We start from the raw sequence: 25,063 nt of genomic DNA on the forward strand, positions 1-25,063 counted from the left end.
AACTCACGACGAGCCGGCCCAACCGTCATTCGCGATCAGCTGCTTGATGCGCGCCTGATCGTATTCCTTGTCCAGCCGTGCGGCCTCGGCCTCGGCCACCGCGTCGGCATCGCCCTCCACCTCGTAGGGGGCGGCCTTGCGCCACTCGGCGAGATAGGCATCGGTATCCTCGGCGCCGATCTTCATCGCGGCGCGGTCAATGGCCTGCTCGAACCGCTCGGGCAGGGGGCGCTTGGAGCCGCGCCGGCCTTTGCCGACGATCACCTGCGCGGGGATGTCCCGCCAGTATACCACAGTCACATCAACCATCGCTGATTCCTCTACCTCGGTTGACTCTCTCTAATTCACCCACTGCCTCCGACAGGGTCGTTTTTCGACTTAACGACGTCATCCAGCGACGTCACCTTATCCGCCATGCCGTTTCAAGGCCATCGCAAGGCACTGGAAAATGATTCAAGTTTATCCCGTGCGCGGCTCAAAGCTTGCGCGAAGCCCGAGCAACCACTACCTTCTAGGTAACTCGAAATGGAGGGCGTGAGTTATGGCGCCCAAGCGTCCCGAAAGTGCGGGCGCGGTCCCTCGTTCACCAGAACGACCAAAGGTCGAAAGCCCCGCACTGATCTCGCCCGAATCCGGCTCGCTTTATGCGGCGCTGGATCTGGGAACGAACAGTTGTCGTATGCTGATCGCCAGGCCTGACGGCGCTCAGTTCAAAGTCGTGGACAGCTTCTCTAAATCGGTGCAGCTGGGGCAGGGGCTTGAACAGAGCGGCAAGCTGTCGCGCGCCTCGATCTACCGCACCATCCAGGCCCTGCGCGTCTGCCAGCAAAAGCTCAAGCGCAACAAGGTCAAGAACATGCGGCTGGTGGCCACCGAGGCCTGCCGCCGCGCCTCCAACGGCGCCGCCTTCATGAAGAAGGTCGAGCGGGAGACCGGCCTGCGCCTCGACATCATCGAACCCCAGGAAGAGGCGCAGCTGGCCGTCGTGTCCTGCGCCCCGCTGGTCAGCAAGAAGACCGAGCAACTGCTGGTCGTCGATATCGGCGGTGGCTCGACCGAACTTGTGTGGATCGACCTGACCAATGTGCGCCCGCGCGAGCGGGCCTCGGCCATCATGCGGATGCATGGCGGGTTTCCCGACGCGCGACGCGGCGATGGCCCGTCGGCCCGCGTGGTCGATTGGATCAGCGTGCCGCTTGGCGTGGCCACGCTTCGTGACCAGTTCAACGATGTCGAGGATGACGCCGCCCGCTTTGCCCTCATGAGCTGGTTCTTCGAGGAAAACCTCGCTGAATTCGCCCCTTACAAGGACGAGCCGCCCCGCGCAGGCTTTCAGATCGTCGGTACCTCGGGCACTGTCACCACCGTCGCGGCGAGCCATCTCGGCCTCAAACGCTACGACCGCAACAAGGTCGACGGGCTCCGCATGACGTCCGATCAGATCGACCGCGTGATCCGCGACTACCTCGCCATGGGCCCCGCCGGACGCCGTCGTGACCCGCGTATCGGGCTCGACCGTCAGGCGCTCATCATGTCGGGTGCAGCCATCCTTCAGGCGCTTCTGCGCTGCTGGCCCACCGACCGCCTGTCGGTCGCTGACCGCGGCCTGCGCGAGGGGATGCTCTACGCCCAGATGGCCGCCGACGGCGTATTGATCGAAGGACAGGACTGATGGCGAAGAAACCAACCGGCAAGGGCCCCACGGGCAAGAACACGTCCGGCCGCGGCCAGCGCGACCTGACCGTCAAGGTCAAGACCGCCAAGGGCCGGCGCAGCAGTTCCACCCGCTGGCTGCAACGGCAGCTCAATGACCCTTACGTGAAACGCGCCCAGGCCGAAGGCTATCGTGGCCGTGCCGCCTACAAGATCATGGAACTGGACGACAAGTTCCGTTTTCTCGTCCCCGGCGCGCGCGTCGTAGACCTCGGCTGTGCCCCCGGCGGCTGGTGCCAGGTGGCCGTGCCGCGCGTAAACGCACTGGGCGAGAAATCCGGCAAGGCGCAGGGCTATATCCTCGGTATCGACCTGCAAGAGGTCGAACCCATCGCGGGCTGCGAGTTGCACGTGCTCGACTTCATGGAAGACGACGCCGACGACAAGGTCAAGGAATGGCTGGGCGGAAAGGCGGACGTGGTCATGTCCGACATGGCGGCCTCCTCCTCGGGCCACAAACAGACCGACCACCTGCGCATCATCGCACTGTGCGAGGCCGCGGCCTATCTCGCCTTCGACGTTCTGGAAGAGGGCGGCACCTTTGTCTCCAAGGTGCTGGCCGGAGGGGCCGAGGGCGATTTGCAGAAATTGCTGAAGCAACGCTTCGCCAAAGTTGCCAACGTCAAGCCACCCGCGTCACGCTCGGACAGTTCCGAGAAGTTTGTCATCGCCACGGGGTTCCGCGGCTAAAGCACCGCGGGCCGGGTGTCGAAAGACAACTCCGCCAGTTCCCGAAACGTCAGCGCCGCGTTGCCGTCAGTGATCTGCACTTGTGCTGCCCTGTCACGCGCCCGCCGCGCGGCATTCTCCTGCCGCAGAAGCTCGAAAAGCCGTGCGTGGCGTTGCATCGGGGATTTGTCCGGTCTGCTCTGCATGTGGCCTCGACGGGGGGTCCGCTCAGTGTCGCGCGAAATTCCTGCCATTCCATTAAGGCGGTTTTGGCCCGATCATCGTTCGATTTGCGGGCAGGGGCGAAGATCCCTTGCCGCCAGAGATCTCGGATCAGGTCCGGGATAACGTCTTGCCGAATTCGTAGGGTGGGTGAAAACCCGCGCGACCTCCGCGCGCCGTCTTCACCCTATCTTCACGTCTTTCCGATCGCGCCGTCCCACCGCACGCCCTGTTAATCCGGCCCCGGCGAAAACCGCACCGTCGCGATACCACCCGAATACCGACGCGATACCGACGCCGGAATCGGGCGATCGAAAAAATTAACTTTTGAGTCGCCTCACGCCTCGCGACCGTGTCGCACCAGCCGCGCATGCAGCCGCCGCGCATCCGGCGCCCCGGCCTCCAACGCGAACACATACGCATGCGTCAGGTAGAAGCACGACGCATCCAGATCGTTCGCCGTATCCGCGGCTTTGGTGTAAAGCTGTATCAGCGCGGAGCTGTCATGCGCCTCGTGCGCGGCGATCATCGCGTTGTCCAGAACTGCACTCATTCCGCCGCCTTTCCCATACCACGATAGGTTTCGATCTTGCCGGCGACCCAGGCGTGAAAACAATGGGTCGGGCTGTCCATCACAGGCGAGAAACGCCCCCCGTCGAACTGGTCCGCGTGCCGCCCGCGCTGCATGCCTTCGACCACGAAGATGTCCTCTTCAAAGACCGTCTTCCAAAGCTGCGTGTTACGCATCCGCAGCCCTTCGTCACTATCGGGCACGGAATAGTAGAGGTGGATATGTTCGACCGTTTTCTCGGGACCTTTCGGCTCCAAGATGATGGCGAAGGCATGGTCGCGATGTACGCCCAGCAGGACGTTCGGGTAGACGGCGATGTACTCCGCCTGTTCATTCCACTTTGCGCCAACTCCTTCAAAATCCGGGAATTTTTCGCCGTTCTCGTTGGTCAGCTGGCGATAGACCATCGTGCCCTGACCCGAGAATGCACCGGGCTCTTCGATGTTGTAGTGGTCCTCCAGCTTGGAATAGCTGTTGAGCCCCGGATGCACCCACGGCAGGTGGTAGCTCTCGCAATAGTTCTCCACCGCCAGCTTCCAGTTGGTGTTGACCTCGAACTCGATCTTGCTGTCGAATCCGCCGTGATAGACCGGCAATTCAAATTCCGACCAGCGCGCGATGACGTCCTTCATGGCCTCCTCGAAGTCCGGCGCATCGCCCGAGACGTTGATCCACACGACATCGCGCCACACGTGGCTGCGCACCTCGATCAGGCCCAGGTCGTCGCGCTTGATCGCGTCGTGCGTATTGTGACCCGGTCCGCCCACATGCGGGGTCGAGACCAGCTTGCCCTTGGTGGAATAGCACCACGAATGATAGGGGCAGCGGATCGCACCCTCGATCTTGCGTGGCTCTTCCACAAGGATCATGCCCCGGTGACGGCAGATGTTCTGAAACACCCGGACGTCGCCATCCTTGTCGCGCAAAAGCAGCAGGGGCATCCCCAGGAACTCGATCGGTTTGGCGTCACCCGGCTCCGGCACGTCGGCCGCGACAGACAGTCCGGCCCACTGCGTATAGAGCAGCGCCTGGCGTTCCTCGGCGTAAATGGCGGGGTCGATGTAGTGGGCGTTGGGAAGGCCATTGGCCTTGTCGACACTGGTGCGAACGGCGGAAAGATCGGTGATCGTTGCAGACATCGGTAACACATCCCCTTGGCTGGTGATGTTCACCGATTGCCTGAAACCGCGCCGGAAAAACCGACGATTCACGACACGAATTTCCGCAAAGCGACTGTCTAAACGCAGGTTAATTCTGCGGCCTAGCGGAATTCCTCTTTCAGGCGCAGCAGGCGCGCATGAAATACCGGAACCTCTTCCAATGTTACCAGCCCGGCTTGCCGCGCCACCGGCAGCGCCTTGGTCAGCCCCGGGCCAAGGTATTCATAGACCATCCGGGCCGCGCGCCTCCCGGTCACTTTCTCACGCACGGTGCGTGTCGCGTAGCCTTCCCAGATATTGGACTGGAAAGAGGTTTCGGGCGTCAGGAAGTTGAACGAACAGGCGAGCGAGTTGCGATGCGTGACCAGCGCCGCCACGCCTTCCTCCTGCCGCATGATCAGGCCGCGGAATTCCCTGCTCGCGGGCTCTGTGGACAGACCCTGGCTGCGCATCGCATCACGCGGCTCGAATCCGCGCAGAAACGTATAGGGCGCCTCGCGGTGCACGTGGACAAGGCCGATGGTAAAAAGGGTGTCGTCGATGAAGGACCGCCGGACGAAACTGTAGAACCCGCTGGGAAAAATCTCTTCGGGCACAGCGGTGGGCGACGCTCCGAAAAAGCCTGACAGGAAAGAATGGCCCAGAAGTTCGGGCGATGTCGCGAAAATCGACTCGACCGGTTCCAGAAGGATCCGGGCATCCACATCGAAGAACTGGCAGATCCTGTACAACAGATCGGGCCGTGGGAAGCTTTCGCCAGAGAGGTAGCGGTTGAACTGCGTGCGATTGATCCCAATCTCCCGGCACAGGCCTGAGACAGATTTGTACGGTGCACTAAGGATCTGTAAGTTCTGGCCAAATATACCGCGAAGGACCGCAGGATCGGTCGACGAGGCAGGCGGGGTGTTTGACTGGGTTTTCCGGTTCAAAACAGTACCGATTCTCCGTCCTCCCATACGTCGTCCATAGTCTCGCGAATGGAATTATTGCCCTCGCTACACGAAGATGTACGATTCTGTCCAGAAGTTGACGCGCTTTAGCGTCAGATTCGTTGACTGCTGACACAAATAGGTGCCGCAGATGCTTCAGATTTCCAGTGATCGCAACCTTGCGCTGGCCTATCCTAAATTCAGGATACAGCGAGGTTGCTATGTACGGTGCAGTATTGTGGGCTGATCGGTGTTCGAACCGCGCGCTGATCTGGTGTGAAGATCATGGCGAACTGGCGTTCTTCGAAGGTGAACCGAGCGACTCCACCAAAGCTTCGAAATTCGAGGAGGGAGACTTCGTTGCGTTCAAGATCCGTGACGGTCGCGGCATGCGCCTTGCCTTCGAGGTCGAGGTCGTTGCAACCGAGGAATACCCCTGCCTCGCGGCCGATCTGCGCTGCGCTACCTCGGACAGTGATCCTGGATACGCCGCTGCGCAGGACAGCGAAGAGCGCAAGGTTCTGCCGTTTCCGGTTCAGCCCGGCATGGACGTCCGAACTGCCGCGCAGCCGCAGCAGCCCAGCGCTCGCCTTGGGAAGGTCAATCTGTCCCGCTAGATTTTAACGGTACCGCGGATCAGTTTCCTCGGGATAGCGCGGCAACACCTGTTCGGGCGATCTCTTCCAGGCCCAGCGGACGCATGAGGTCAGCGAACGCATCAACCTTTTCCGACGTGCCGGTAATCTCGAAGACGAAGCTGTCCAGCGTGCTGTCCACCACACTGGCGCGGAAGATATCCGCAAGCCGTAGGGCCTCGACCCGCTTGTCGCCGGTGCCGGTGACGCGCAACAGCGCCAGTTCGCGCTCTACCGTGCGGCCCTCGACCGTCAGGTCATGGACTTCGTGCACCACTACGATCCGGCCAAGTTGCGCCTTGATCTGCTCGATGATCTGAGGCGTGCCCGTGGTGACAATAGTGATGCGGGACATATGGCCGGTATGATCCACTTCGGCCACGGTCAGGCTGTCGATGTTATAACCGCGTCCCGAGAAGAGGCCGATCACGCGGGCCAGAACGCCGGGCTCGTTATCCACGATGACGGCTAGAGTGTGACGCTCTTCCGCGTCGGAAAACGTGGGCCGCAAGTTATAGGCGGAATGGCTGGTCGCGCCTTTCTTGATTTTCAGGGCTGACATGGGATTAATCCTTTGAAGTGTGTCGTGCAGGGCAGGGACGGGGGGTGGCCTACACCAGCACCGCCCCGCCTGCGTCGATGGCATCCGCGGTGGACGCATTCTCGCCCAGCAGCATCTCATTATGCGCCTTGCCCGACGGGATCATCGGGAAGCAGTTCTCATGCTTCTCAACCAAGCAATCGAAAATCACCGGTCCATCGTAGTTCAGCATCTCCATGATCGCATCGTCCAGATCGGCAGGGTCCGAACACTGGATGCCTTTCGCCCCGAACGCCTCGGCCAGCTTGACGAAATCGGGCAGGGCGTCGGACCACGAGTGCGAATAACGCTCTCCATGCAGCAACTCCTGCCACTGGCGCACCATGCCAAGGCGTTCATTGTTGAGGATAAACTGCTTGACCGGAAGGCGGTATTGAACGGCCGTTCCCAATTCCTGCATGTTCATCAGCCACGATGCCTCGCCCGCGACATTGATCACCAACGCCTCTGGGTGCGCCACCTGAACGCCAATAGAGGCCGGAAAGCCGTATCCCATGGTGCCCAGCCCGCCAGACGTCATCCAGCGGTTGGGGTCTTCGAACCCAAGGTACTGCGCCGCCCACATCTGGTGCTGGCCCACTTCGGTGCAAATGTAGCGATCATGGCCTTTGGTCAGTTCTTCAAGACGATGCATCGCATGCTGGGGCTTGATCGTCTTGCCTTGTTGAGTGAAAGCGAGGCAGTTGATCTTTTTCCATTCCTCGATCCGACCCCACCAATTGCGAATGGCCTCACGGTTGACCTTGCTGCCGCGCTCCTTCCAGACCGACATCAACTGGCGCAGGACCTCCTTTACGTCGCCTACGATGGGGAAGTCTGTCCGGATCACCTTGTTGATCGAGGACGGGTCGATATCGATATGCGCCCGCTGCGATCCGGGTGAGAACGCGTCCAACCGCCCTGTAATCCGGTCGTCGAACCGCGCCCCAATATTTATCATCAGGTCGCAGTCATGCATCGCCATGTTCGCCTCGTAGAGGCCGTGCATGCCCAGCATACCCAACCAGTTCTTGCCCGACGCCGGATAGCAGCCAAGGCCCATCAAGGTCGATGTGATCGGAATACCCGTCGCCTCGACCAGCTCGCGCAGAAGCGCGGTCGCCTCGTCGCCGGAATTGATGACGCCGCCGCCTGTGTAGAAGACGGGCCGCTCGGCCTGCTCCAGCGCCTCGACCAGTTCGGTGATCGTGTCGATGTCGCCCGTGGTCTGCGGCTGGTAATGCGAGGTCTTGGTCTGCGCAGGCTCCAGGTACTTGGCCGATGCGAACTGCACGTCTTTCGGAATGTCCACCAGCACCGGTCCTGGTCGGCCCGACGTGGCCACGTGAAACGCCTCGTGGATGGTCTGGGCCAGACGCTCGGTTTCCTTGACCAGCCAGTTGTGCTTGGTGCAGGGGCGGGTAATGCCGACCGTGTCGGCCTCCTGAAACGCGTCGGAGCCGATCATGAATGTTGGTACTTGGCCGGTCAGAACGATCAGCGGGATCGAGTCCATCAGCGCGTCGGTCAAGCCAGTCACGGCGTTGGTCGCCCCGGGCCCCGAGGTCACCAGAACGACGCCGGGCTTCCCGGTCGACCGGGCATAGCCTTCGGCGGCATGGACCGCGCCTTGCTCATGCCGGACGAGGATGTGCCGAATGTCATTCTGCTGAAAGATCTCGTCATAAATCGGTAGCACGGCGCCGCCGGGATATCCGAATACGACGTCCACACCCTGATCCTTCAAGGCCTGAACCACCATTTTCGCTCCGGTCATCTGACGTGTCATCTCATTGCTCCATTCATGACATGTGTCTCTTTGCGTTACGCATAAAAAAGCCCCCGGAGGGTTCCGAGGGCGCATGGGGTACCTTTATGGTGTCCGTTACCGGCCCATGCGCCATTTACCTACGACTACGATTAGCGATGCCATGTGCGGCGACTCCTTGCTGCGTTCGGGGACATTATGTGTGAGGGTCAGGAGCGTCAACAGGCTTTCCGCGAAAAATGTCGCGCGAGGGGGCGGATTCTTTGCATTTGTTGCGCGGAATGCGGCGCGGCAGAAACGCGCAGGTTTGGAGGATGTCGCGGACCCGTCCGAGGGCTGTCAAACTCGTGTGACAATCTAGGGGATCTATTGCCACCACCATCCGCAGACCCGCCATGAAAGATGTCGACCTGAACCGCCTGTCCGCCAGGTGTTTGCGTGCGATACGGTCAGGGGCGGAATCTCATGCTTTCTGACCGGGCCGAAAGGGTCCGATCTGACGGGGCTGACATGGTCGACCGACCGGCGCACAAAGATCATGGGTATTCGGCACCCAGCCGCGCCATTCTCCGGCGGCGAAGGCAAGCTTCCGCGTTCTGCAATGGTGACCGGCAAGCGCGACGACGGTGCGCCGCTGGGATGGCGAAAATTCGTGCAAAATAGCGAGCCCAAGATTCTTCGTACGAAGAATCTTGGGCGAAACGCCCTACATCATGTGACCCAGCGTGCCCATCATGTAGTCTCGGTTATAGTGCAGCGCCTGCACGCGGGGATCGTCCTGCGACGTGCGCATCACCGTGTCGTAATCGGCAAAACAGATCAGCTGTGCCTCGTTTTGGATAATCCGGATGTTCAGGTCCCGGAGATAAGCGACGCGAAACCTGTCAGCCAGCCGTTCTGAGGCGAAGTTGATGATCGTTGTGGTGCCACCAGCGTTGTTCTGTAGGCCGTAACATACGGCTTTCTGGCGGTCGAAGGTGAAATCGGCGAACTCGACCGTGCTTTCGCCGTAGTCCTCTTGTACATCCTGCATGGTGTCCCCCATGGCAATGAATGACACAACGATGACACAAAATTCAGTTTATGGAAGGGGTGCAGCGAAAAAATTTCTGCGCCGCGGCATCATATGCCGCAAAGTTGACCAGATGAGTGCTGTGACCCTGGAGTACACCGTGTTCCATTACATAGCGGGTCAGGCCGACGGTAGCACTGATAAGCAGCTTGCGCTTGATGATTTTGCGATGCTTTTCCACGGTGCGCACCGAGATGTCCAAAACCTGAGCCCCGCCTTTTTCGCCTAACGCTGTGCCAGTTGAATCAAGGTCATCTGTTCGCGGTCAGTCAATCGAACGCGCCCTTCGCGGCTATCCGGCACCAGTGGTTCCTGCGCCCTGGTGCACAGGTAACACTGGGCTTTGATGGCCTCGTCGATCGCGCAATTGATCTTCAATGCGGGCACGTCTTCCAGCACGGATCCCATAGCACCGTGCCCAATGCGGAACTGATGTATTCGGCGCTGCCATGCCTTAAAGGACTGCGTGAGGGACAACATTGCCGCGTCGTCTTCGGGCACGACGCGGACGTAGATGTTGACAACCGCAGGTCATGCCAAAAACACCCAGTTCTTCTGCTCGTCGCGTTTCGCCGAGATGAGTTTTGCTCGAGGTTGCGGATATTGCGCACCGCGACTTTGCGCGATTGAAGCGTGACCCGCGCGGAAATGGTTTCTACCGCTACGATCAGCAGCGGCGTGGCTGTCAGGAACTGTTTCCGGCCGTAGGTCACGCGGTATACGAACATCGATTCTCTTCTCGTGAATTGATAATGCGAATCGCATCAAAGGCCCTGCGTCAGGTGGCGCGACAGTACACGTTTGGATTGTGCGCGCGCCGCTGCATCTGGTCCGGTTTTGCACTTTTTGACGGGTCGGAATGCAGATCCTACGCTCTACTCGGTATTCCCATCGCAAAATGTACACGATAGTGTCCCGGCGACTGCAACGGTCCGCGCGAAGGCTGCCAGGGACGGGTTTTCGCGCATCATCTATTGGGAGGATAAATCACATGGATCGTCGTTCATTCCTGAAGAATACGGCATTGGGTGGGTCGGCCGCCGCCGCCACGACGCTGGCCGCACCGGCCTATGCCCAAGGCAACCGCACGTTGACCATGGTCACAACCTGGGGTCGCGGCCTCGCCGGTGTTTTCGACGCAGCACAGCGCGCCGCCGACAACATCAACGGCATGGCTGACGGCGCACTGACCATCGACGTCAAGGGTGCGGGCGAACTGGTCGGCGCGTTCGAGGTGTTCGATGCCGTGACCGCCGGGCAGGCTGACATGTACCATGGCGCCGACTACTATTTCGTGGGGCAGCATCCGGCCTATGCCTTTTTCACCTCGGTTCCGTTCGGCATGACGGCGCAGGAACTGGTGAACTGGTATTATCACGGTGACGGCATGGGCTTCCACGACGAGTTGGGCCAGATCTTCGGCCTTAAATCTTTCCTCGCGGGCAACACCGGCGCTCAGGCGGGTGGTTGGTTCTCGAAAGAGATCAACGGCCCCGAAGATTTCAACGGCCTGAAATTCCGGATGCCCGGTCTGGGCGGCAAGGCCTTGGGCAAGCTGGGCGCATCCGTTCAGAACCTGCCGGGTGCTGAAGTCTACCAGGCGCTGGCCTCGGGAGCGATTGATGGCACCGAGTGGATTGGCCCTTGGGCGGACGAAAAGGCAGGCTTCCAGGAGATCACGAAGACCTACTACACCGCCGGCTTCCACGAGCCGGGCGCTGGCCTATCCATCGGGATGAACCGCGAAGTCTTCGACAGCCTGACTCCGGCGCAGCAGAAGATGGTCGAAACCGCCTGTGCCGAGGCGCACCAGTGGAACCTTGCACAATTCCTGTCGAACAACTCTGCCGCGCTGAGCCGGCTTCAGTCGAGCGGCGTCAACACGCTTGAATTCCCCGATTCGGTCTGGGATGCGTTTGGCCAGGCCGCTGACGAAGTTCACCAGGAGAATATGGGCGACGACATCTACAAGCGGGTTTACGACAGCTACATGGCCTCGATGAAGTCCTCGTCGGCTTGGCTTGCCAAGTCCGACGGCGCCTATACCAAGCAACGCGACCGCGTTCTGGGCTGATCGCCCTGTAGCGTGCTGTCTTGTGGGCGGGCCCTTCGGCGGGGCCCGCCTCGATCCCGTAAACGGGTCTCGGGGGACCCGCACCGACATGAGGGACGTGGGAACCCATGCTGGACGCTCTTCTCTGGTTTTTCCAAAATATCGGCTTGGCCTTTTACAACTTGGCCTATGCCGTCACCCATCCCGCCAGCTGGCTGAACTGGGCAGACAAGGAAGCGATCATGCGGTTCGTCTATTACGGCGGATCGGTGGAATTTTTCTTTGTCGTGTTCACCTTCGTTCTGGTGCTGACAGTGATCGGTCTTTGGCGCAACGGCTTCATGTGGGGCTGTGTGCGTGTGATGGAGGGGTTTGCCAACATCACCGGGCGCATCTTTGCCTGGGCCGGCCTGATCATGGTGATCCAGCAGATCATCATTGTCTTCGTCCAAAGGATTTTCGTGCGGCCCGACATCTCGTTCGGTTTTGGCATCCCGTTGTCCTACGACATCAGCTGGTGGGCCGAGATGCTCAAGTTTCACAACGCGCTCGTCGTCGCCCTGTGCTGTACCTACACGTTCGTCCAAGGCGGGCACGTGCGGGTCGATCTGTTCTATGCCGCCGTCAAATTTCGCACAAAGCGGATCATCGACATGATCGGAAGCCTGATCTTCATGGCGCCGATGGCCGTGCTGGTCTGGATGTACGGCTGGTATTTCATGTGGCGGCATCTGATCACTCCCAAGCCGTCGGCGTCTGACACGCTCGACCGGCTTATGATGAAGGCGCGTGCGGTCCGCTGGAACGTCGAGACGATCGGGTTCAGCCCGAATGGGTTCAACGGCTACTTTCTGTTCAAGATCCTGACGGTCGCATTCGCGGGTATGGTCTTTATCCAAGCCATAGCGTTTTTCTACCGCTCGTATCTGGAGTTCAAGGAGGGGCCGGAAAGCGAGGGCAGGTACCTCGACAAGGATAACCTCGGACAAGGCGAAGAAGCCTATGAGGGTACACACTGATGTTGTTTGGACTTGATGGCGTCGAGGTCGGCCTGATCATCGTATTTCTATGTCTCTTCGGTGGCATACTTTCCGGGTTTCCGGTGGCCTTTGCCATCGGCGGTGCGGGTGCGATTTCCTTTGCGATCATCGCGGGGCTCGACAGTGCAGGCCTGCTGATCCACCAGGCGATCGACACCGGAAGCGAGGCGTATCGCACCCTCGTCGGATCGGGAGTAAAGCCCGAAACCGTTTCGATCTTCCGATATCCCGACCTGCCAAGGGTGGGCGAGCCAGTATTTCCGCAGGGATGGGAAACCGCGCTTGATCGCAACGTCAGCTTCATCGTCAACCGGATGAACGAACGCGTCTTCGCCGGTCAGTCGATCGAAACGCTATTGGCGGTGCTGATGTTCGTGCTGATGGGAATCACGCTTGAACGGTCGAAAACCGCAAACGACCTTTTGACAACCATGGCGCGGGTATTTGGGCCGCTGCCGGGCGGGCTTGCGGTTTCGGTGGTCGTCGTCGGTGCATTCCTTGCCGCCTCGACCGGGATCGTGGGCGCGACGGTGGTCACCATGGGGCTGCTCAGCCTGCCCACCATGCTGCGCAGCAATTACAGCCCCGAAATAGCCACCGGCGTTATTGCGGCCTCGGGCACGCTGGGGCAGATCATTCCGCCTTCGATCGTGATCGTTCTTCTTGGCACACTTGCTGGCGACCTCTACTCGGTCTCGCAGGAGGCGCGCGCGCAGGAGGTGGGCTGCACCGACGCGCTGACCTACCTGGGGGAACCTGCAGTGGTGTCCGTCGGCACGCTCTTCCAGGCGGCTCTGCTGCCGGGCATCCTTCTGGCGCTGCTCTATGCGCTTTATGCCTTCGGCTATGCTCTGGTCTACCCCAGCAAGGCGCCCGCGGTCGAGCTGGGTGCCACCAACGCAGAGGCCATCACCCGCGGCGAGGCGTTCACCTGGTTTCTTGGGATCCCGGTTGCGCTGGTTGCCGGCATGCTGGTGCTGGGGCAGATGAATATCATTGGTAGCCAAAGCACGACTATCGACAGCTTCAGCGACCAGGGTCAAAGCGCCAGCCTGCGCACCAGCGTCGGCCCCGACTGCAAGGAAGCGATGATCGAACTGCACGGACAGGCCGCCTGGGACCGCGCCGTGGCCGAGCAAAAATCCATCGACGAGTCCGGTGGCGTGACCCAAAGCGTCCGCTTGTCCGAGGAAGAACAGGCCGAAATGCTGGCCCGAAAGGTCGAGAACGCGGCACCGATTGGAACCGGCATCGCGATTATGATGCTGATATTCTCCCTCGTCCTGGCCCTTGCGCGCGGCGTTCTTCCATCTGCAAGCCCAACACCCTTGATCGTGGGGGCGCTCGGGATCACGCTTGGTCTTCTGGTCGACATCCTGTTGATCGGTCCGCAATGGAGTGCGGGCGCGACCTTCGCGATCTTGGCGATCCCCGTTGCGCTGGCGCTTTACGGTTGTGCCCATGGCGCTGCGCGATTGGCCCAGAACGAGCTGATCCGCGTGGTCTTTCCGCCGCTGGTTCTCATCGTGGCGGTACTGGGCTCGATACTCGGGGGCATCACCAACCCCACACCGGCCGCCGCATTGGGTGCGGGCGGGGCGATCATGCTGGCCGCCTACCGCAAGCTGAAGGACGACGAGCGCTCGGGCAAGATCATTATCTTCGCCACCTTCGCGATAGTCATCTCGATCATCGTCGGCATCAATTTCGACTTGCGGATCAACGTCGAGGGCGCCTCGGCCGAGAGCTGGATCGCGTTTTTCGTCGCTCAGGCGGCGTATCTGTACGCTCTTTTCGGGCTGCTCTTCGCCTGCTGGGTACTCTTCGCCGGCGGCATACTCAGCCCGGTCGTGCGCGAGACGGCGAAGGTGACCAGCATGGTGTTCACCATCCTGATCGGTTCGCAGCTTCTGAACCTCGTGGTGATCTCCTTCGGAGGCGAGCATTACATCCAGCAGTTCCTGCGCTCGTTCGACAACGAATACAAGGTATTCCTGATCGTGATGCTGGTGCTCTTCATACTCGGCTTCGTGCTCGACTTCCTGGAGATCATCTACATCGTGATCCCGATCGTGGGGCCTGTGATCTACGGCGGAACTTTTGATCCGAAATGGGTGACGATCATGATTGCGGTGAACCTGCAGACCTCGTTCCTGACACCGCCTTTCGGCTTCGCGCTCTTCTACCTAAGGGGGGTGGCGCCGAAGGAGGTCACGACCGGGCACATATACCGCGGTGTCGCGCCTTTCGTGCTAATCCAGGTCGTAGGTCTGGCGATACTGTGGTTCTTCCCGGATATCGTCACGATCTTCCCGGATCTGCTGAGCGGTTGACCCGGCATCGCCAACATAACAAGGGCTCGGGCATCGCCGGGCGCTTTCATTCCCGACAAATGCAGCGCACCAAATGACACAGGAAGCAAATACAAGGCATGTTATCCTGTCCGGATGCTCCGGTGGGGGAAAGTCAACGCTGCTGACGGCGCTTGGCCGCACCGGGTACAGCACCGTGCCCGAACCCGGGCGACGCATCGTTGCGGAAGAGACGCGCGGCCGCGGCGTGGCCTTACCTTGGGTCGATCCCACCGCATTTGCCCGGCGAGCGGTGGATATGGCCCTGCAGGACCGGGCCGACGTGGCCAGCGATACAGGCTGGGTGTTCTTTGATCGCGGATTGATCGACGCTGCCGTTGCGCTGGAGCATGCCGCGGGCATAGATATGGCCGTCACCATGGCGCCCGCGAAACGCTTTCACCAAAAGGTATTCGTGGCCCCGCCCTGGCCGGAGATCTACAAATCCGACAACGCGCGACGCCACGGCTTTGACGTGGCGATCGAAGAGTATCACCGGCTGTGCAAAGCATATGACCGGCTTGGCTACACGATTGTGTCTTTGCCCAAAACTAGTGTCGCTGAGCGGACCGCATTCGTTCTGAACCACCTGGGTTGAAACGATGCCTACTGAGCTGGGATCAAGGCAATACGGCCGCGGTCGGGGTCCGGTGTCCGCCCGGAGATCTCCAGTACAAGCTTGCGCCGCACGGTGCGTGCGAAACTGTCCCGACCCTCGGCCGTCACCATGAAGGCACCGGGACCGCCAATGATGCGTTTGGCATATTCTTCCTCTAGGTTCGCCCCGGCGCGGCGACCGTCTTCGGGCCGCAGGATCGGCAGGGCGTTGATGACGATCCCTGCCGCCAGAACCTCGGCCCGGGCCGAAGCGATGGAAGGACCCGAGGAGTTACGGATACTGTCCCCGGAAAAGTCGATTACCGCACGGGGCGCGATGATGTCGTTGGACTCGATCAACCGCTTTGCATCAAGAAGAGCGCCACCAATGGCGTTGCTGCCATAAGCTTGACGCGGCGGACCGTCCAGCGCGTCGGCAAAGGCTTGTGCGGTGGCGTCGCCGTCGATCACGGTCCACGGCACGACAACGGCGGTATTGGTGGCCCACTCGACATAGGTCACCGCGACATTGCCATAAAGCGATTGCTCTATGGCTTTTAAAACCTCTGGGTCCGTTATCGCGGTCGCGTAGCCCTGTCGCTGGAAGGACAGCTCCATGTCGTCGATTGACCCAGACGCATCCGCCAGCAGGACCAGTTCCAGTCCGACCTCTTGGCGGGTTTCGGCAAGAGCCGAACCCGCAAGCCAGCAAAAGAAAAATGCCATGATGCGCATGAGACAACTTTTCCCTGCAAACCGCATCAGGGCAAGCCGCCCGTGGTCACATCCGCGTGTGGACAGGCGTTGCGTGGTCCCATGATGCGAAAACAGGCGAACCGGGCGTCAGTACCGCGCTCAGGTCCTGTCACCCCGGGCCAGCGGCAGGATGGTTCCGCGGATAAGCTGCATCAGGTCTCCGAAATAACCGACACTGCGCGCAGGGCGTGTGGAATCAGACGTGATCGCGATAGTCAGGCCCAGTCCCGGCACTATGCAGATCACCTGTCCGCCGTATCCGCGCGCAAGGGCGAAATCATCTCCGTCTGACTGTCCAAGAAACCAGCCATAGCCATAGCGCAGCCCGGACCATGGCGAGCGTGTGACGGGATCGAAAGACCGGGTGACCCAGTCCTCGCTCAACACGCGCGTGCCGTCCCACATGCCGCCGCGCCGGTACATCTCGCCGAAATGGATCATCGCGGGCAGGCTGAGCGCCATCTCGTTGCCGCCAAGATAGCGCCCTTGCGGATCGCGGGTCCAAGGCGGGATGCTGATGCCAAGCGGCGCACCTAGCCGCTCTCGCGACTGCTGCAGAAGGCTTTGCCCGGTGATTTCGGACAGGATCGCACCCAGCACGTGGAACGAGCCTGTCGAATATAGCATGCGCGCGCCGGGTTCCGTCTCGAACGGGCGCGACAGGGCGTTGGCGACCCAATTCGAACTGCTGACCCACTCTCCGTAATTCGGTCCTGATGTTCGCTCTAGCCCGGCTTGCATGGTCACGAGGTTCTCGACCGATATATCCGAAACGCCCGGCTCGGCGTTTGCGGGGATCAGGCCGGGGGCAAGTTGGCCGATAGTGGTCTGCAGTGTCGGTATTTCGCCGCGGTCCAGCGCGGCCCCTGTCAGCGCCGCAACGACGGTTTTTGACACCGACTTTATCGGGACTGGCGTCCCGATCTCGGGACCGCGAAACGCCTCGGAAAACACCTCAGCGCCGTGCTGGTGGATCATGACGGCATGACATTGATCCAGCGCACCCGCCACATCCGCCACGCCGCGCCATTCGGCGGGCTGGGCACGGGCGGGCCATGCGGCAAATGCGGCGGCACCGGCAAGAATATGGCGACGACTAAGACAGGACATGCAACCTCGCTTTTCTGGGAAGTTCACCAGATATCACGCACCGTGCGAAGGGCCAGAGGGCAGGGACATCGAATAGCCGTCAAACACGTGAACGTGTTCGGATCGTGCGTCCCCGGGACGCGAAAGAACCCCTTGGCGCCTCAGTACTTCTTGTTGCGCAGGGGCTTGCCGTCGGGCAGCGAAATATTCGCGACTTGCTCGGCAATCGGATCGTTCGAGAGTGGATGTCGGTGCGCTTCGAAATCCTCGGGATCATGCATCTTCTGCCACTCGCCACCCGAGTAGACCTCCAGCCCGGAAAACGCGGCCTTGTACCCCATCTTCGCACTGCCTGGCACCCAGTATCCAAGGTAGACATAGGGTAGGCCGGCCTCGCGGGCGATTTCGATGTGATCGAGGATTATATAGGTGCCGAGACTGTCGCGCGGTCGGTTCGGATCGTAAAAGGAATAGACCATGCTGACACCGTCATCGAACACGTCGGTCAGGCACACCGCGACCAGGTCGCCTGTTTCCTGGTCGGCGTATTCCACGACGCGCGTGCGAATTGGCGTTTCCTCGATCATCGCGGCGAACTCGAACGTATCCATGTCAGCCATGCCGCCATTCGCGTGCCGGTCCTCGAGATATTCTCGAAACAGAGCATACTGCTCCTCCGTGGCCCAGGGTGACGTGGCGCGGCGCTCGAGCCGCTGGTTGCGCTTGATGGTGCGGCGTTGGCTGCGCGACGCAGTGAAATTCTCGACATTCACCCGTGCCGAAAGACAGGCGGCACAGTCCGCGCAAGACGGGCGATAGAGCACGTTTTGCGACCGACGAAAGCCTTGTTTTGAAAGCGTGTCATTGAGACGTTGCGCTCCGTCACCCTGCAAGGCCGTAAACAATTTCCGCTCCATCCGGCCTTCGAGATACGGGCAGGGCTGGGGCGCCGTCACATAGAACTGGGGCGCGATGGGAAGAGTGTGACGCATGGCAGAATTCGCAACTTTCGGAACCGACGATAACAACGATGTGACGCTGCGCCAAGAGGTCAAATCCGGCGCCGTCGGCGCGGCGTCAGGAAGCCGCTCGTCGGTTTATCGCAACGGTTCCAAGGACAAGGTCGGTCAGGCCCTGACCCCGCGACCCCGTTAGCATCAACAGGACCGAGGCAAGCTGCGCCAGGGGTACGGCACAGGAAAACGTGAACCCCATCGAATGCAAGAACGCCATCAAGCCGTCGAAGCGGTGCCCGGATGCCGTTCGGAACTCGACCGCGAAAAGGCGCATACCCCAAGTTGCTGATCCTTGCGCTATGGTGGCCGTGCGGTAGATCAGGCCGATGGAAAGAAACAGGACCGGAAGAAAGAACAGACCGGTAAAGGCCGTGAACGGCAGCACCAGCACGCAGAAGCCCAGTATCAGCACGCTGTCGACCAGCCATGCCAAAAATCGCTTTAACGGGACGTCTGCGTAGAAGTCGGGCTGACTGTCGGGGTCGGGGATATGCCAGGTCGTATCACTCATTCGTATCATATAGGTTCGCCCCAAGCGCCTTGAAGGGTCTCGGCGCCGGGGGCACGGGATTTCGGTGGGTCAGCTGGCGGGCGCGGCGCCACGTTCTTGTTCTTCGTCGCCTTGATCTTCGGTATCGTCACCGGACTCTGCCTTTCGGGCGCGGTCTTCCATGAACTGATCGAATTCCGCCTTGTCGCGGGCGGCCCGCAACCGTTCGAGAAATGCCTCGAAGTTCTGCTGCTCTTCCTCCAGCCTGCGCAGGGTCTCGTCGCGGTAGGCATCGAAGGTGCTGTTTCCGGAGGACCCGTTCATCGGGCGTGATATCCTGCGACGAGAGGTCCGACCGGACGGGCAGGACATCTTGTTGTTCCAGATCATGTAGGCCAACAGCATGAGGCCAACGGGCCAAAAGACGATCAACGAAACCACGAGAACCGCGATCCAAGCAGCTTTGCCTTTCTCGTCAAGCCATGCCTCTGAGCGGACGAACCAACTGGTTATGCCGCTATGGGGTGAATTGTAGGTATATGTGCTCATCCTTGGGTCCTTTCGAACGTTGTGTAAGGGCAGTATGTGAATTGCATTTACATTGAAGAGATGGGAAACAGGCGCAACGCGTGCAAGGGGTAATGTAAATTATTTTCACATGGCGCGATCTGTGCGCCATTCTCGACGTTCCCACTTGTTGTTTTCATCGGCAAGCGGGTCGTTGACCGGACCTGCCAAGGGTGTATCACTGCATCCATGAGCTTTTCCGACCGCATGACACGTTGCCCGCGCCCCTTCGAAGCCGATCCCGGCCTGGAGGCGCGCGATGCAGTTCCGAACCTGCCGTCCGAGCTCGCGGCACTGGTCGAAGGCGCAGCGGGATGCAGCCCGTTTCTGCAAGCTCTCTGTATCAAGGAGCGCGAATGGTTGCCGGAAGTCTTCGACGACCCCGAGGCCGTCTTCGACGCCCTGATGGAGGAGGTTGCGGAGTTTCCCATGGACGAGGTGGGACCGTGCCTTCGCCGGGCCAAGGGCAGGGTCGCGCTGATGATCGCGCTGGCCGATCTTGCCGGGGTCTGGACGCTGGAACAGGTGACCGGCGCCCTGACGCGGTTCGCGGACCTTGCCGTGGCCCAGGCGCTGCGCGCGGCTTTGCTGCCCGAGTTGCGGCGCGGCAAGATACCGGGTCAGGACGAGAATGCGCTGGAAGAGGCCGCCGGGATGGTCGTTCTGGCAATGGGCAAGATGGGCGCGCACGAGCTCAACTACAGCTCCGACATCGACCTCATATGTCTTTTCGACGAAGAACGGTTCGATGGCGACAGCTATCACGAGGCGCGGGCCGGCTTCGTGCGGGCGACCCGCCGCATGGCTGCGACGCTGAACGACCGGACTGCCGACGGCTACGTCTTCCGCACCGACCTGCGCCTGCGCCCCGACCCCAACGTAACACCAGTTTGCATGGCAATGGGCGCTGCCGAAACCTATTACGAAAGCCTTGGGCGGACATGGGAGCGGGCGGCCTACATCAAGGCGCGTCCCGCGGCGGGCGACATCTCGGCCGGCACGCGGTTCCTCGATACGCTGCGTCCCTTCGTCTGGCGCAAGCACCTAGATTTCGCCGCCATCGAGGACGCGCATAACATGCGTCTACGCATCCGCGAGCATAAGGGCCTTCACGGTCCCATCCGGCTCGACGGTCACAACATGAAGCTGGGTCGGGGCGGTATTCGAGAGATCGAGTTCTTCACCCAGACCCGCCAGTTGATATCTGGCGGTCGTGACCCGGACCTGCGGGTCCGCGGCACAGTCGTTGGACTGGAGCGGCTGGCGGACAAGAATTGGGTTCCCGAGAACGCGGCAGAGACACTGTCCGAGCATTACCGGGCGCATCGCGAGGTTGAACACCGCCTTCAGATGGTGCGCGACGCGCAGACGCAGGTCCTGCCAGAGCAACCTGAGGGCTGGGCGCGGCTCGCGGCGCTCTGCGACCGCGACTTGGCCGATTTTCGCGACGAGTTGACCGGACGGCTGCAACAGGTGCACGATCTGATTGAGGGGTTCTTTGCTCCCGAAAGCGGCGCCGAGAAGCCGGTCGCGGTCGACGGTCTGGACGAGGATATTATCGCCCGTTGGCGAGGTTATCCGGCCCTTCGCAGCGAGCGCGCGAACACGATCTTCGACCGGCTGAGGCCGGAGATCCTCGAACGTCTCAATCGGTCGTCCAACCCGCAGGAGGCGTTGGTGGCGTTCGACGGCTTCCTGGCTGGTCTGCCTGCGGGCGTTCAGGTTTTCGCATTGTTCGAGGCCAATCCCCAGTTGATCGACCTGATGGTCGATATCGCGGGTGTGTCACCAGCGCTGGCCAGCTACCTGTCGCGCCATGCGGGCGTGTTCGACGCGGTGATCGCCGGGGATTTCTTCGCACCTTGGCCAGACAGGGCACATCTGCGCCGTGAACTTGCTGCGCGGCTGGACCGCGAAGACGATTACGAGCGCAAGCTGGACGCGGCCCGCCGCTGGCTGAAGGAGTGGCATTTCCGCACCGGGGTCCACCTCCTGCGCGGCCTGATCGACGCCGACAAGGCCGGTGCGCAGTATGCCGATCTCGCGCAGGTGATCCTCGCCGAACTTTGGAGTGTGGTCTGCGCCCAGTTCGCCGAGAAGCACGGCCCGCCACCCGGGCGCGGGGCCGTGGTTTTGGGGATGGGCTCTCTGGGGGCGGGCAAACTCAACGCGGGTTCTGATCTCGACCTGATCGTGATCTACGATTCCGAAGGGGTCGAAGGCTCCGATGGGTGCAGGCCGCTGGCAACACGGCCCTACTATGCGCGCTTGACCCAAGCGTTGATCACTGCCGTGACGGCGCCTATGTCCGAAGGCCGGCTGTACGAGGTGGACATGCGCTTGCGTCCCTCGGGCAATCAGGGGCCGGTCGCCACCAGCTGGGCCTCGTTTCAGACCTACCAGCAAGAGCAAGCCTGGGTCTGGGAGCATCTGGCGCTGACGCGCGCCCATGTCGTGGCCGGTCCCGACGCGCTGGCGGAAGATGTCGAGGCATTCCGCTGTGAGTTGTTGCAGCAAAAAGGGGATGCCGCAATCGTTCTGAGGGAAGTGGCGCAGATGCGAGCGCGCATCAAGTCCGCCAAAGCGTCCGGCGGTCCTTGGGACACCAAGCTGGGCGACGGGAGGATGCAGGAGATCGAGCTAGTGGCACAGGCTGGATGCCTGCTTGCCGGACGGCCCGAACGCAGTGTCGAGGCTGGATTGGCCGCCGGTGTCGCCGCCGGTTGGTTAACTGACGCAGAAGAAATTGCGCTCGGCGCTGCTTACGCGCTTTGCTGGAAAGTGACGCAGGCGGCGCGCCTGCTGGGCGATAAACCCATCGACGAAGATGTGCTTGGCGCCGGGGCAAAGGCTTTCGTCCTGCGGCAGACCGCGCAGGAAAATATGGCTGACCTGCGCGAAGAACTGCAACGGCGTACGGCAGACGCCGCCATAGTGATTGATGCTGCATTGAAGCGAGGAACCGAAGATGGCTGACGTGTTAGACCCAAAGGGGTTGATCCGGGAGTCCTACAATATTGAGGGCATTACGCCTGGCGAATGCCGCTCGATCTTTCTGGACTGGGCGCTTTCGATTGACGGCGATGGCGATATGAAAGTGCTGCTTGAGGGCCTAATCGAGCGCCACGGCACGCAGCACCCGGACCACCCGATGACCGCCGTTTTGAATGAAGGCCTGAAATCGACTGAGGCGCCAAAGCGCCGCGGCGGCTGGCGCGGGCGTGGACGCTGACGCTCCATGGTCGCGTTTTCCGGCCTTGCGGAATCTTGATTAAGTACCGAGACCGCCGAAAACTCGCCTCAATTACTCGACAAAATGTCTCCAACCAATGCGCTGAAATCGCGCTAGGAGGATGACATGAAGACCCGTCAAGCTATCGCAGCACTCATCGTGGGACTGTCCGTCGCGGGCTGCTCCACGCCCGAGACGGCAACACGGAATGCCTCGCTTGAGACTCCTTCGGTCGCCGTGGCTGCGCCAGCCTATGCGATCCAGGAAATCCGGGTCAATGTTCCGAAGTCTCTCAGGGTTTCCGAAGCCAACCGGTACCTTCCGGGCGGTGACATCGTCTGGCGCGAAGACCCTGCGGGCGACCGGCACGCACAGGTCAAGGCGATCTTCGAGGCGGCGATGCAGCAGGGCGTCAACGCCATGCAACCCGGCCATGTACCGGCGGTCCTGGATATCCAGGTCACGCGCTTTCACGCACTGACCGAAAAGGCGCGTTATACCGTTGGTGGCGTTCATGCCCTGCAATTCCACATGCTTCTGCGCAATCCCGAGACCGGCGTCGCATATGGCAAGCCGCAATTCGTAAAGGCCGACTTCAAGGCGCTTGGAGGGCAAGCGGCAATCAAGGCGGAGCAGCAGGGCATCACCCAGAAATATCGGATCACCAATCACCTTGCCTCGGTGATCCAGCGCCAGCTGACGAGCCCCGAGGGTTACCAGGCGGCAAACCTGGGCTTGATGGGTGCGCTGAATCAACTCGGTGCTTCCAACGAAAACTGAAACGGCTTAAGGGGACGGCATGACGCCGTCCTCTTTGCCTTCCATACGTCTGAAACCCAAAGTGCAGGCCCGCGCCATCCTGCACGGGTTTCCTTGGGTCTTCGATAATGAGCTCGTGACCGACCGCCGGACCAAAGCACTGGCGCCCGGCACTGTGGCGGTCCTGGAAGACGCCGAGCGAACACCGCTGGCCACGGTCGCGGTCAATCCCAAGTCCCGCATCATGGCACGGGTGCTGGACCGTGACCCTCACGCTCGGATTGATCAATCCTGGCTGGAAACCAGACTGCGCCTCGCCTTCGAGATGCGCGACCGGTTGTTCAACGCGCCTTTCTACCGGTTGGTGCATGCCGAGGCGGATGGTCTGCCCGGCGTAATCATAGATCGCTTCGACTCCGTCGCCGTCATCCAGCCCAACGCGGCGTGGGCCGATGTGCTGCTACCGCAGATCGCGGCGGCTCTGGTCGACGTCACCGGCGTTACATGCGTGATCAAGAACGCGTCTGGGCGTGCCCGCGCGCTGGAAGGCCTTGATGACGCTACGCTGGCTCTTGTGGGCGACTTGCCCGACAGTCCTTTACCGGTGCAGATGAACGGAGCCACCTACATGGCCGACGTCATTGGCGGGCAGAAGACGGGGCTGTTCTACGACCAGCGACCTAATCACGCCTTTGCCGCGACACTCGCACAGGGCAGTCGCGTGCTCGACGTGTTCAGCCACGTGGGCGGCTTTTCCCTCGCTGCGCTTGCGGCCGGTGCGTCCGGGGCGCTTGCAGTCGATGGCTCCCAACCGGCACTTGATCTGGCCCGGGACGGGGCCGCGCGTATGGGGCTTTCGGAAAGCTTCGCCACACGGCGGGGCGACGCCTTCGACGTGCTGACGGCCCTCGCCGAACAGGGCGAACGGTTTGACGTGGTCATCTGTGATCCACCGGCCTTTGCCCCGAACAAGCAGGCGCTGGAAAAGGGCCTGCGCGCCTATGAGCGGGTCGCGCGGCTGGCGGCCCCGTTGGTGGCGGCAGGCGGGTATCTGGGGCTCTGCTCCTGTTCTCATGCCGCGACACTCGACAAGTTTCGCACGGCTTGCACACGGGGCATCGGCCGGGCCGGGCGCGAGGGTGCGCTCATCCACACCGGCTTTGCGGGTCCGGACCATCCCCTGCATCCGCAACTGGCCGAAAGCGGGTATCTCAAGGCGTTCTTCTTCCGGTTATGAAGGCGGTTCTCGACACCTGCGTAATCTACCCTACCGTGATGCGCCAGATGCTGCTTGGCGCCGCGAAACGGGGCGTTTTCAAACCGCTCTGGTCTGCCCGCATCATCGAGGAGTGGCAACGCGCGGTTGTCAAGCTTGGCCCCGGTGGCATGGCGCAGGCCCAGGCCGAGGCGGCGATGCTGGCTGTCGAGTGGCCCGACGCGCAGGTGTCCTGGCCGCCGTCGCTGGAAGCGCGGCTATGGCTGCCGGACCCTGCGGATATCCATGTGCTGGCGGCCGCCATCGCCGGCTCCGCCGACCTGATCCTGACGGTCAACGCCAAGGATTTTCCACGCAACATCCTGGCCGAGGAAGGCGTAAACCGGGCCGATCCCGATACCTTCCTGCTCGGCGTTTTCGAAGCAACGCCGGAATTGATGCAGGAAATCGGCGGGGCGGTGCTGGCCGACGCACGGCGCCTCAGCGGCGAAGACTGGGACATCAGACGCCTGATGAAGAAAGCGCGGTTGCCACGTTTGGGTAAAGCTTTGGCCTTTGCCTGAATCCCGCGGCGTCGC

The 25,063-nt window shown here is 61.2% G+C and carries 25 protein-coding genes and 1 pseudogene; 12 read left to right on the forward strand and 14 right to left on the reverse strand.

Annotated elements, in window-relative coordinates; genetic code table 11:
• Positions 1-3: 3 nt before the first annotated feature.
• On the reverse strand, positions 4-309 hold the full coding sequence (locus PVV74_RS17750) for a virulence factor (RefSeq protein WP_103761087.1): 306 nt from the start codon (positions 307-309) through the stop codon (positions 4-6).
• Between the two features lie 232 nt (positions 310-541).
• Between PVV74_RS17750 and PVV74_RS17755 the strand changes: the two genes are divergently transcribed.
• A complete protein-coding gene (locus tag PVV74_RS17755) occupies positions 542-1,672 on the forward strand; it encodes a Ppx/GppA phosphatase family protein (RefSeq protein ID WP_103761088.1) in 1,131 nt (376 codons plus the stop codon).
• The gene (locus PVV74_RS17760) at positions 1,672-2,403 is read left to right on the forward strand and encodes an RlmE family RNA methyltransferase (RefSeq protein ID WP_274594163.1); all 732 of its coding nucleotides are present in this window, start codon (positions 1,672-1,674) and stop codon (positions 2,401-2,403) included. Before PVV74_RS17755 ends, PVV74_RS17760 begins: the two co-directional genes overlap by 1 nt.
• On the opposite strand, the gene PVV74_RS17765 is transcribed toward PVV74_RS17760, so the two are convergent.
• The 4 genes from PVV74_RS17765 to PVV74_RS17780 all read right to left on the reverse strand — a co-directional run bounded on the left by PVV74_RS17765 (position 2,400) and on the right by PVV74_RS17780 (position 5,066).
• Positions 2,400-2,561: a hypothetical protein gene (locus PVV74_RS17765; protein WP_274594164.1), complete on the reverse strand. Its 162-nt coding sequence runs from the start codon at positions 2,559-2,561 to the stop codon at positions 2,400-2,402. The genes PVV74_RS17760 and PVV74_RS17765 overlap by 4 nt on opposite strands.
• A gap of 380 nt (positions 2,562-2,941) precedes the next feature.
• Positions 2,942-3,157, reverse strand: coding sequence for a hypothetical protein (locus tag PVV74_RS17770; protein WP_103761091.1), 216 nt, complete (start codon positions 3,155-3,157; stop codon positions 2,942-2,944).
• Complete coding sequence (locus PVV74_RS17775; RefSeq protein ID WP_274594165.1) at positions 3,154-4,314, reverse strand: aromatic ring-hydroxylating oxygenase subunit alpha; 1,161 nt, start codon at positions 4,312-4,314, stop codon at positions 3,154-3,156. Before PVV74_RS17775 ends, PVV74_RS17770 begins: the two co-directional genes overlap by 4 nt.
• 122 nt (positions 4,315-4,436) lie before the next feature.
• Entirely contained in the window at positions 4,437-5,066 is a 630-nt protein-coding gene (locus tag PVV74_RS17780) for an XRE family transcriptional regulator (RefSeq protein WP_338020431.1), read from the reverse strand.
• A gap of 419 nt (positions 5,067-5,485) precedes the next feature.
• Between PVV74_RS17780 and PVV74_RS17785 the strand changes: the two genes are divergently transcribed.
• Complete coding sequence (locus tag PVV74_RS17785; RefSeq protein ID WP_146049930.1) at positions 5,486-5,881, forward strand: hypothetical protein; 396 nt, start codon at positions 5,486-5,488, stop codon at positions 5,879-5,881.
• Positions 5,882-5,900: 19 nt separating this feature from the next.
• Here the strand turns inward: PVV74_RS17785 and ilvN are convergent, their stop codons facing one another.
• The 4 genes and pseudogenes from ilvN to PVV74_RS22895 form a co-directional block, all read right to left on the reverse strand.
• Entirely contained in the window at positions 5,901-6,461 is a 561-nt protein-coding gene (gene ilvN, locus PVV74_RS17790) for an acetolactate synthase small subunit (RefSeq protein ID WP_103761095.1), read from the reverse strand.
• A 49-nt stretch (positions 6,462-6,510) separates the two neighbouring features.
• Positions 6,511-8,268, reverse strand: a complete 1,758-nt coding sequence (locus tag PVV74_RS17795; RefSeq protein WP_103761096.1) for an acetolactate synthase 3 large subunit — start codon at positions 8,266-8,268, stop codon at positions 6,511-6,513.
• A gap of 685 nt (positions 8,269-8,953) precedes the next feature.
• Entirely contained in the window at positions 8,954-9,280 is a 327-nt protein-coding gene (locus PVV74_RS17800) for a hypothetical protein (protein WP_146049931.1), read from the reverse strand.
• A 124-nt stretch (positions 9,281-9,404) separates the two neighbouring features.
• Positions 9,405-9,771: pseudogene (locus tag PVV74_RS22895) on the reverse strand (LuxR C-terminal-related transcriptional regulator); the annotation flags it as partial.
• 539 nt (positions 9,772-10,310) lie between these two features.
• On the opposite strand from PVV74_RS22895, the gene PVV74_RS17810 reads away from it, so the two are divergent.
• From PVV74_RS17810 to PVV74_RS17825, 4 genes are all read left to right on the forward strand, one after another.
• Positions 10,311-11,393, forward strand: a complete 1,083-nt coding sequence (locus PVV74_RS17810) for a TRAP transporter substrate-binding protein (protein WP_103761101.1) — start codon at positions 10,311-10,313, stop codon at positions 11,391-11,393.
• A gap of 107 nt (positions 11,394-11,500) precedes the next feature.
• Positions 11,501-12,391, forward strand: a complete 891-nt coding sequence (locus PVV74_RS17815; RefSeq protein ID WP_274594167.1) for a TRAP transporter small permease subunit — start codon at positions 11,501-11,503, stop codon at positions 12,389-12,391.
• Complete coding sequence (locus PVV74_RS17820; protein WP_274594168.1) at positions 12,391-14,745, forward strand: TRAP transporter large permease; 2,355 nt, start codon at positions 12,391-12,393, stop codon at positions 14,743-14,745. The genes PVV74_RS17815 and PVV74_RS17820 overlap by 1 nt, the downstream gene beginning before the upstream one ends.
• Before the next feature lie 73 nt (positions 14,746-14,818).
• Positions 14,819-15,361, forward strand: coding sequence for an AAA family ATPase (locus tag PVV74_RS17825; protein ID WP_274594169.1), 543 nt, complete (start codon positions 14,819-14,821; stop codon positions 15,359-15,361).
• An 8-nt stretch (positions 15,362-15,369) separates the two neighbouring features.
• Here PVV74_RS17825 and PVV74_RS17830 read toward each other — a convergent pair whose 3' ends face one another.
• The 5 genes from PVV74_RS17830 to PVV74_RS17850 all read right to left on the reverse strand — a co-directional run bounded on the left by PVV74_RS17830 (position 15,370) and on the right by PVV74_RS17850 (position 19,260).
• Complete coding sequence (locus PVV74_RS17830) at positions 15,370-16,086, reverse strand: DUF1194 domain-containing protein (protein WP_425061862.1); 717 nt, start codon at positions 16,084-16,086, stop codon at positions 15,370-15,372.
• A gap of 129 nt (positions 16,087-16,215) precedes the next feature.
• Positions 16,216-17,226 (reverse strand): serine hydrolase domain-containing protein, encoded by a 1,011-nt coding sequence (locus PVV74_RS17835; RefSeq protein WP_274594171.1) that lies wholly within the window; start codon positions 17,224-17,226, stop codon positions 16,216-16,218.
• A gap of 140 nt (positions 17,227-17,366) precedes the next feature.
• Positions 17,367-18,197 (reverse strand): arginyltransferase, encoded by an 831-nt coding sequence (locus PVV74_RS17840; RefSeq protein ID WP_103761107.1) that lies wholly within the window; start codon positions 18,195-18,197, stop codon positions 17,367-17,369.
• Between the two features lie 85 nt (positions 18,198-18,282).
• Positions 18,283-18,732 (reverse strand): RDD family protein, encoded by a 450-nt coding sequence (locus PVV74_RS17845; RefSeq protein ID WP_274594172.1) that lies wholly within the window; start codon positions 18,730-18,732, stop codon positions 18,283-18,285.
• Positions 18,733-18,801: 69 nt separating this feature from the next.
• On the reverse strand, positions 18,802-19,260 hold the full coding sequence (locus PVV74_RS17850; RefSeq protein ID WP_274594173.1) for a DUF2852 domain-containing protein: 459 nt from the start codon (positions 19,258-19,260) through the stop codon (positions 18,802-18,804).
• 207 nt (positions 19,261-19,467) lie between these two features.
• Between PVV74_RS17850 and PVV74_RS17855 the strand changes: the two genes are divergently transcribed.
• From PVV74_RS17855 to PVV74_RS17875, 5 genes are all read left to right on the forward strand, one after another.
• Complete coding sequence (locus tag PVV74_RS17855) at positions 19,468-22,254, forward strand: glutamine-synthetase adenylyltransferase (RefSeq protein WP_274594174.1); 2,787 nt, start codon at positions 19,468-19,470, stop codon at positions 22,252-22,254.
• The gene (locus tag PVV74_RS17860; RefSeq protein WP_103761111.1) at positions 22,247-22,510 is read left to right on the forward strand and encodes a hypothetical protein; all 264 of its coding nucleotides are present in this window, start codon (positions 22,247-22,249) and stop codon (positions 22,508-22,510) included. Before PVV74_RS17855 ends, PVV74_RS17860 begins: the two co-directional genes overlap by 8 nt.
• 126 nt (positions 22,511-22,636) lie before the next feature.
• Complete coding sequence (locus tag PVV74_RS17865) at positions 22,637-23,290, forward strand: DUF6778 family protein (protein ID WP_274594175.1); 654 nt, start codon at positions 22,637-22,639, stop codon at positions 23,288-23,290.
• Between the two features lie 19 nt (positions 23,291-23,309).
• Positions 23,310-24,506 carry an RSP_2647 family RNA methyltransferase gene (locus PVV74_RS17870; protein WP_274594176.1) on the forward strand — a complete coding sequence of 399 codons (1,197 nt, stop codon included), beginning with the start codon at positions 23,310-23,312 and terminating at the stop codon, positions 24,504-24,506.
• A complete protein-coding gene (locus PVV74_RS17875; protein WP_274594177.1) occupies positions 24,503-25,048 on the forward strand; it encodes an RSP_2648 family PIN domain-containing protein in 546 nt (181 codons plus the stop codon). Before PVV74_RS17870 ends, PVV74_RS17875 begins: the two co-directional genes overlap by 4 nt.
• The last annotated feature ends 15 nt before the right edge of the window (positions 25,049-25,063 follow it).

Source organism: Roseovarius sp. SK2, from assembly GCF_028807495.1.
GTDB classification, from domain to species: Bacteria; Pseudomonadota; Alphaproteobacteria; order Rhodobacterales; family Rhodobacteraceae; genus Roseovarius; species Roseovarius confluentis.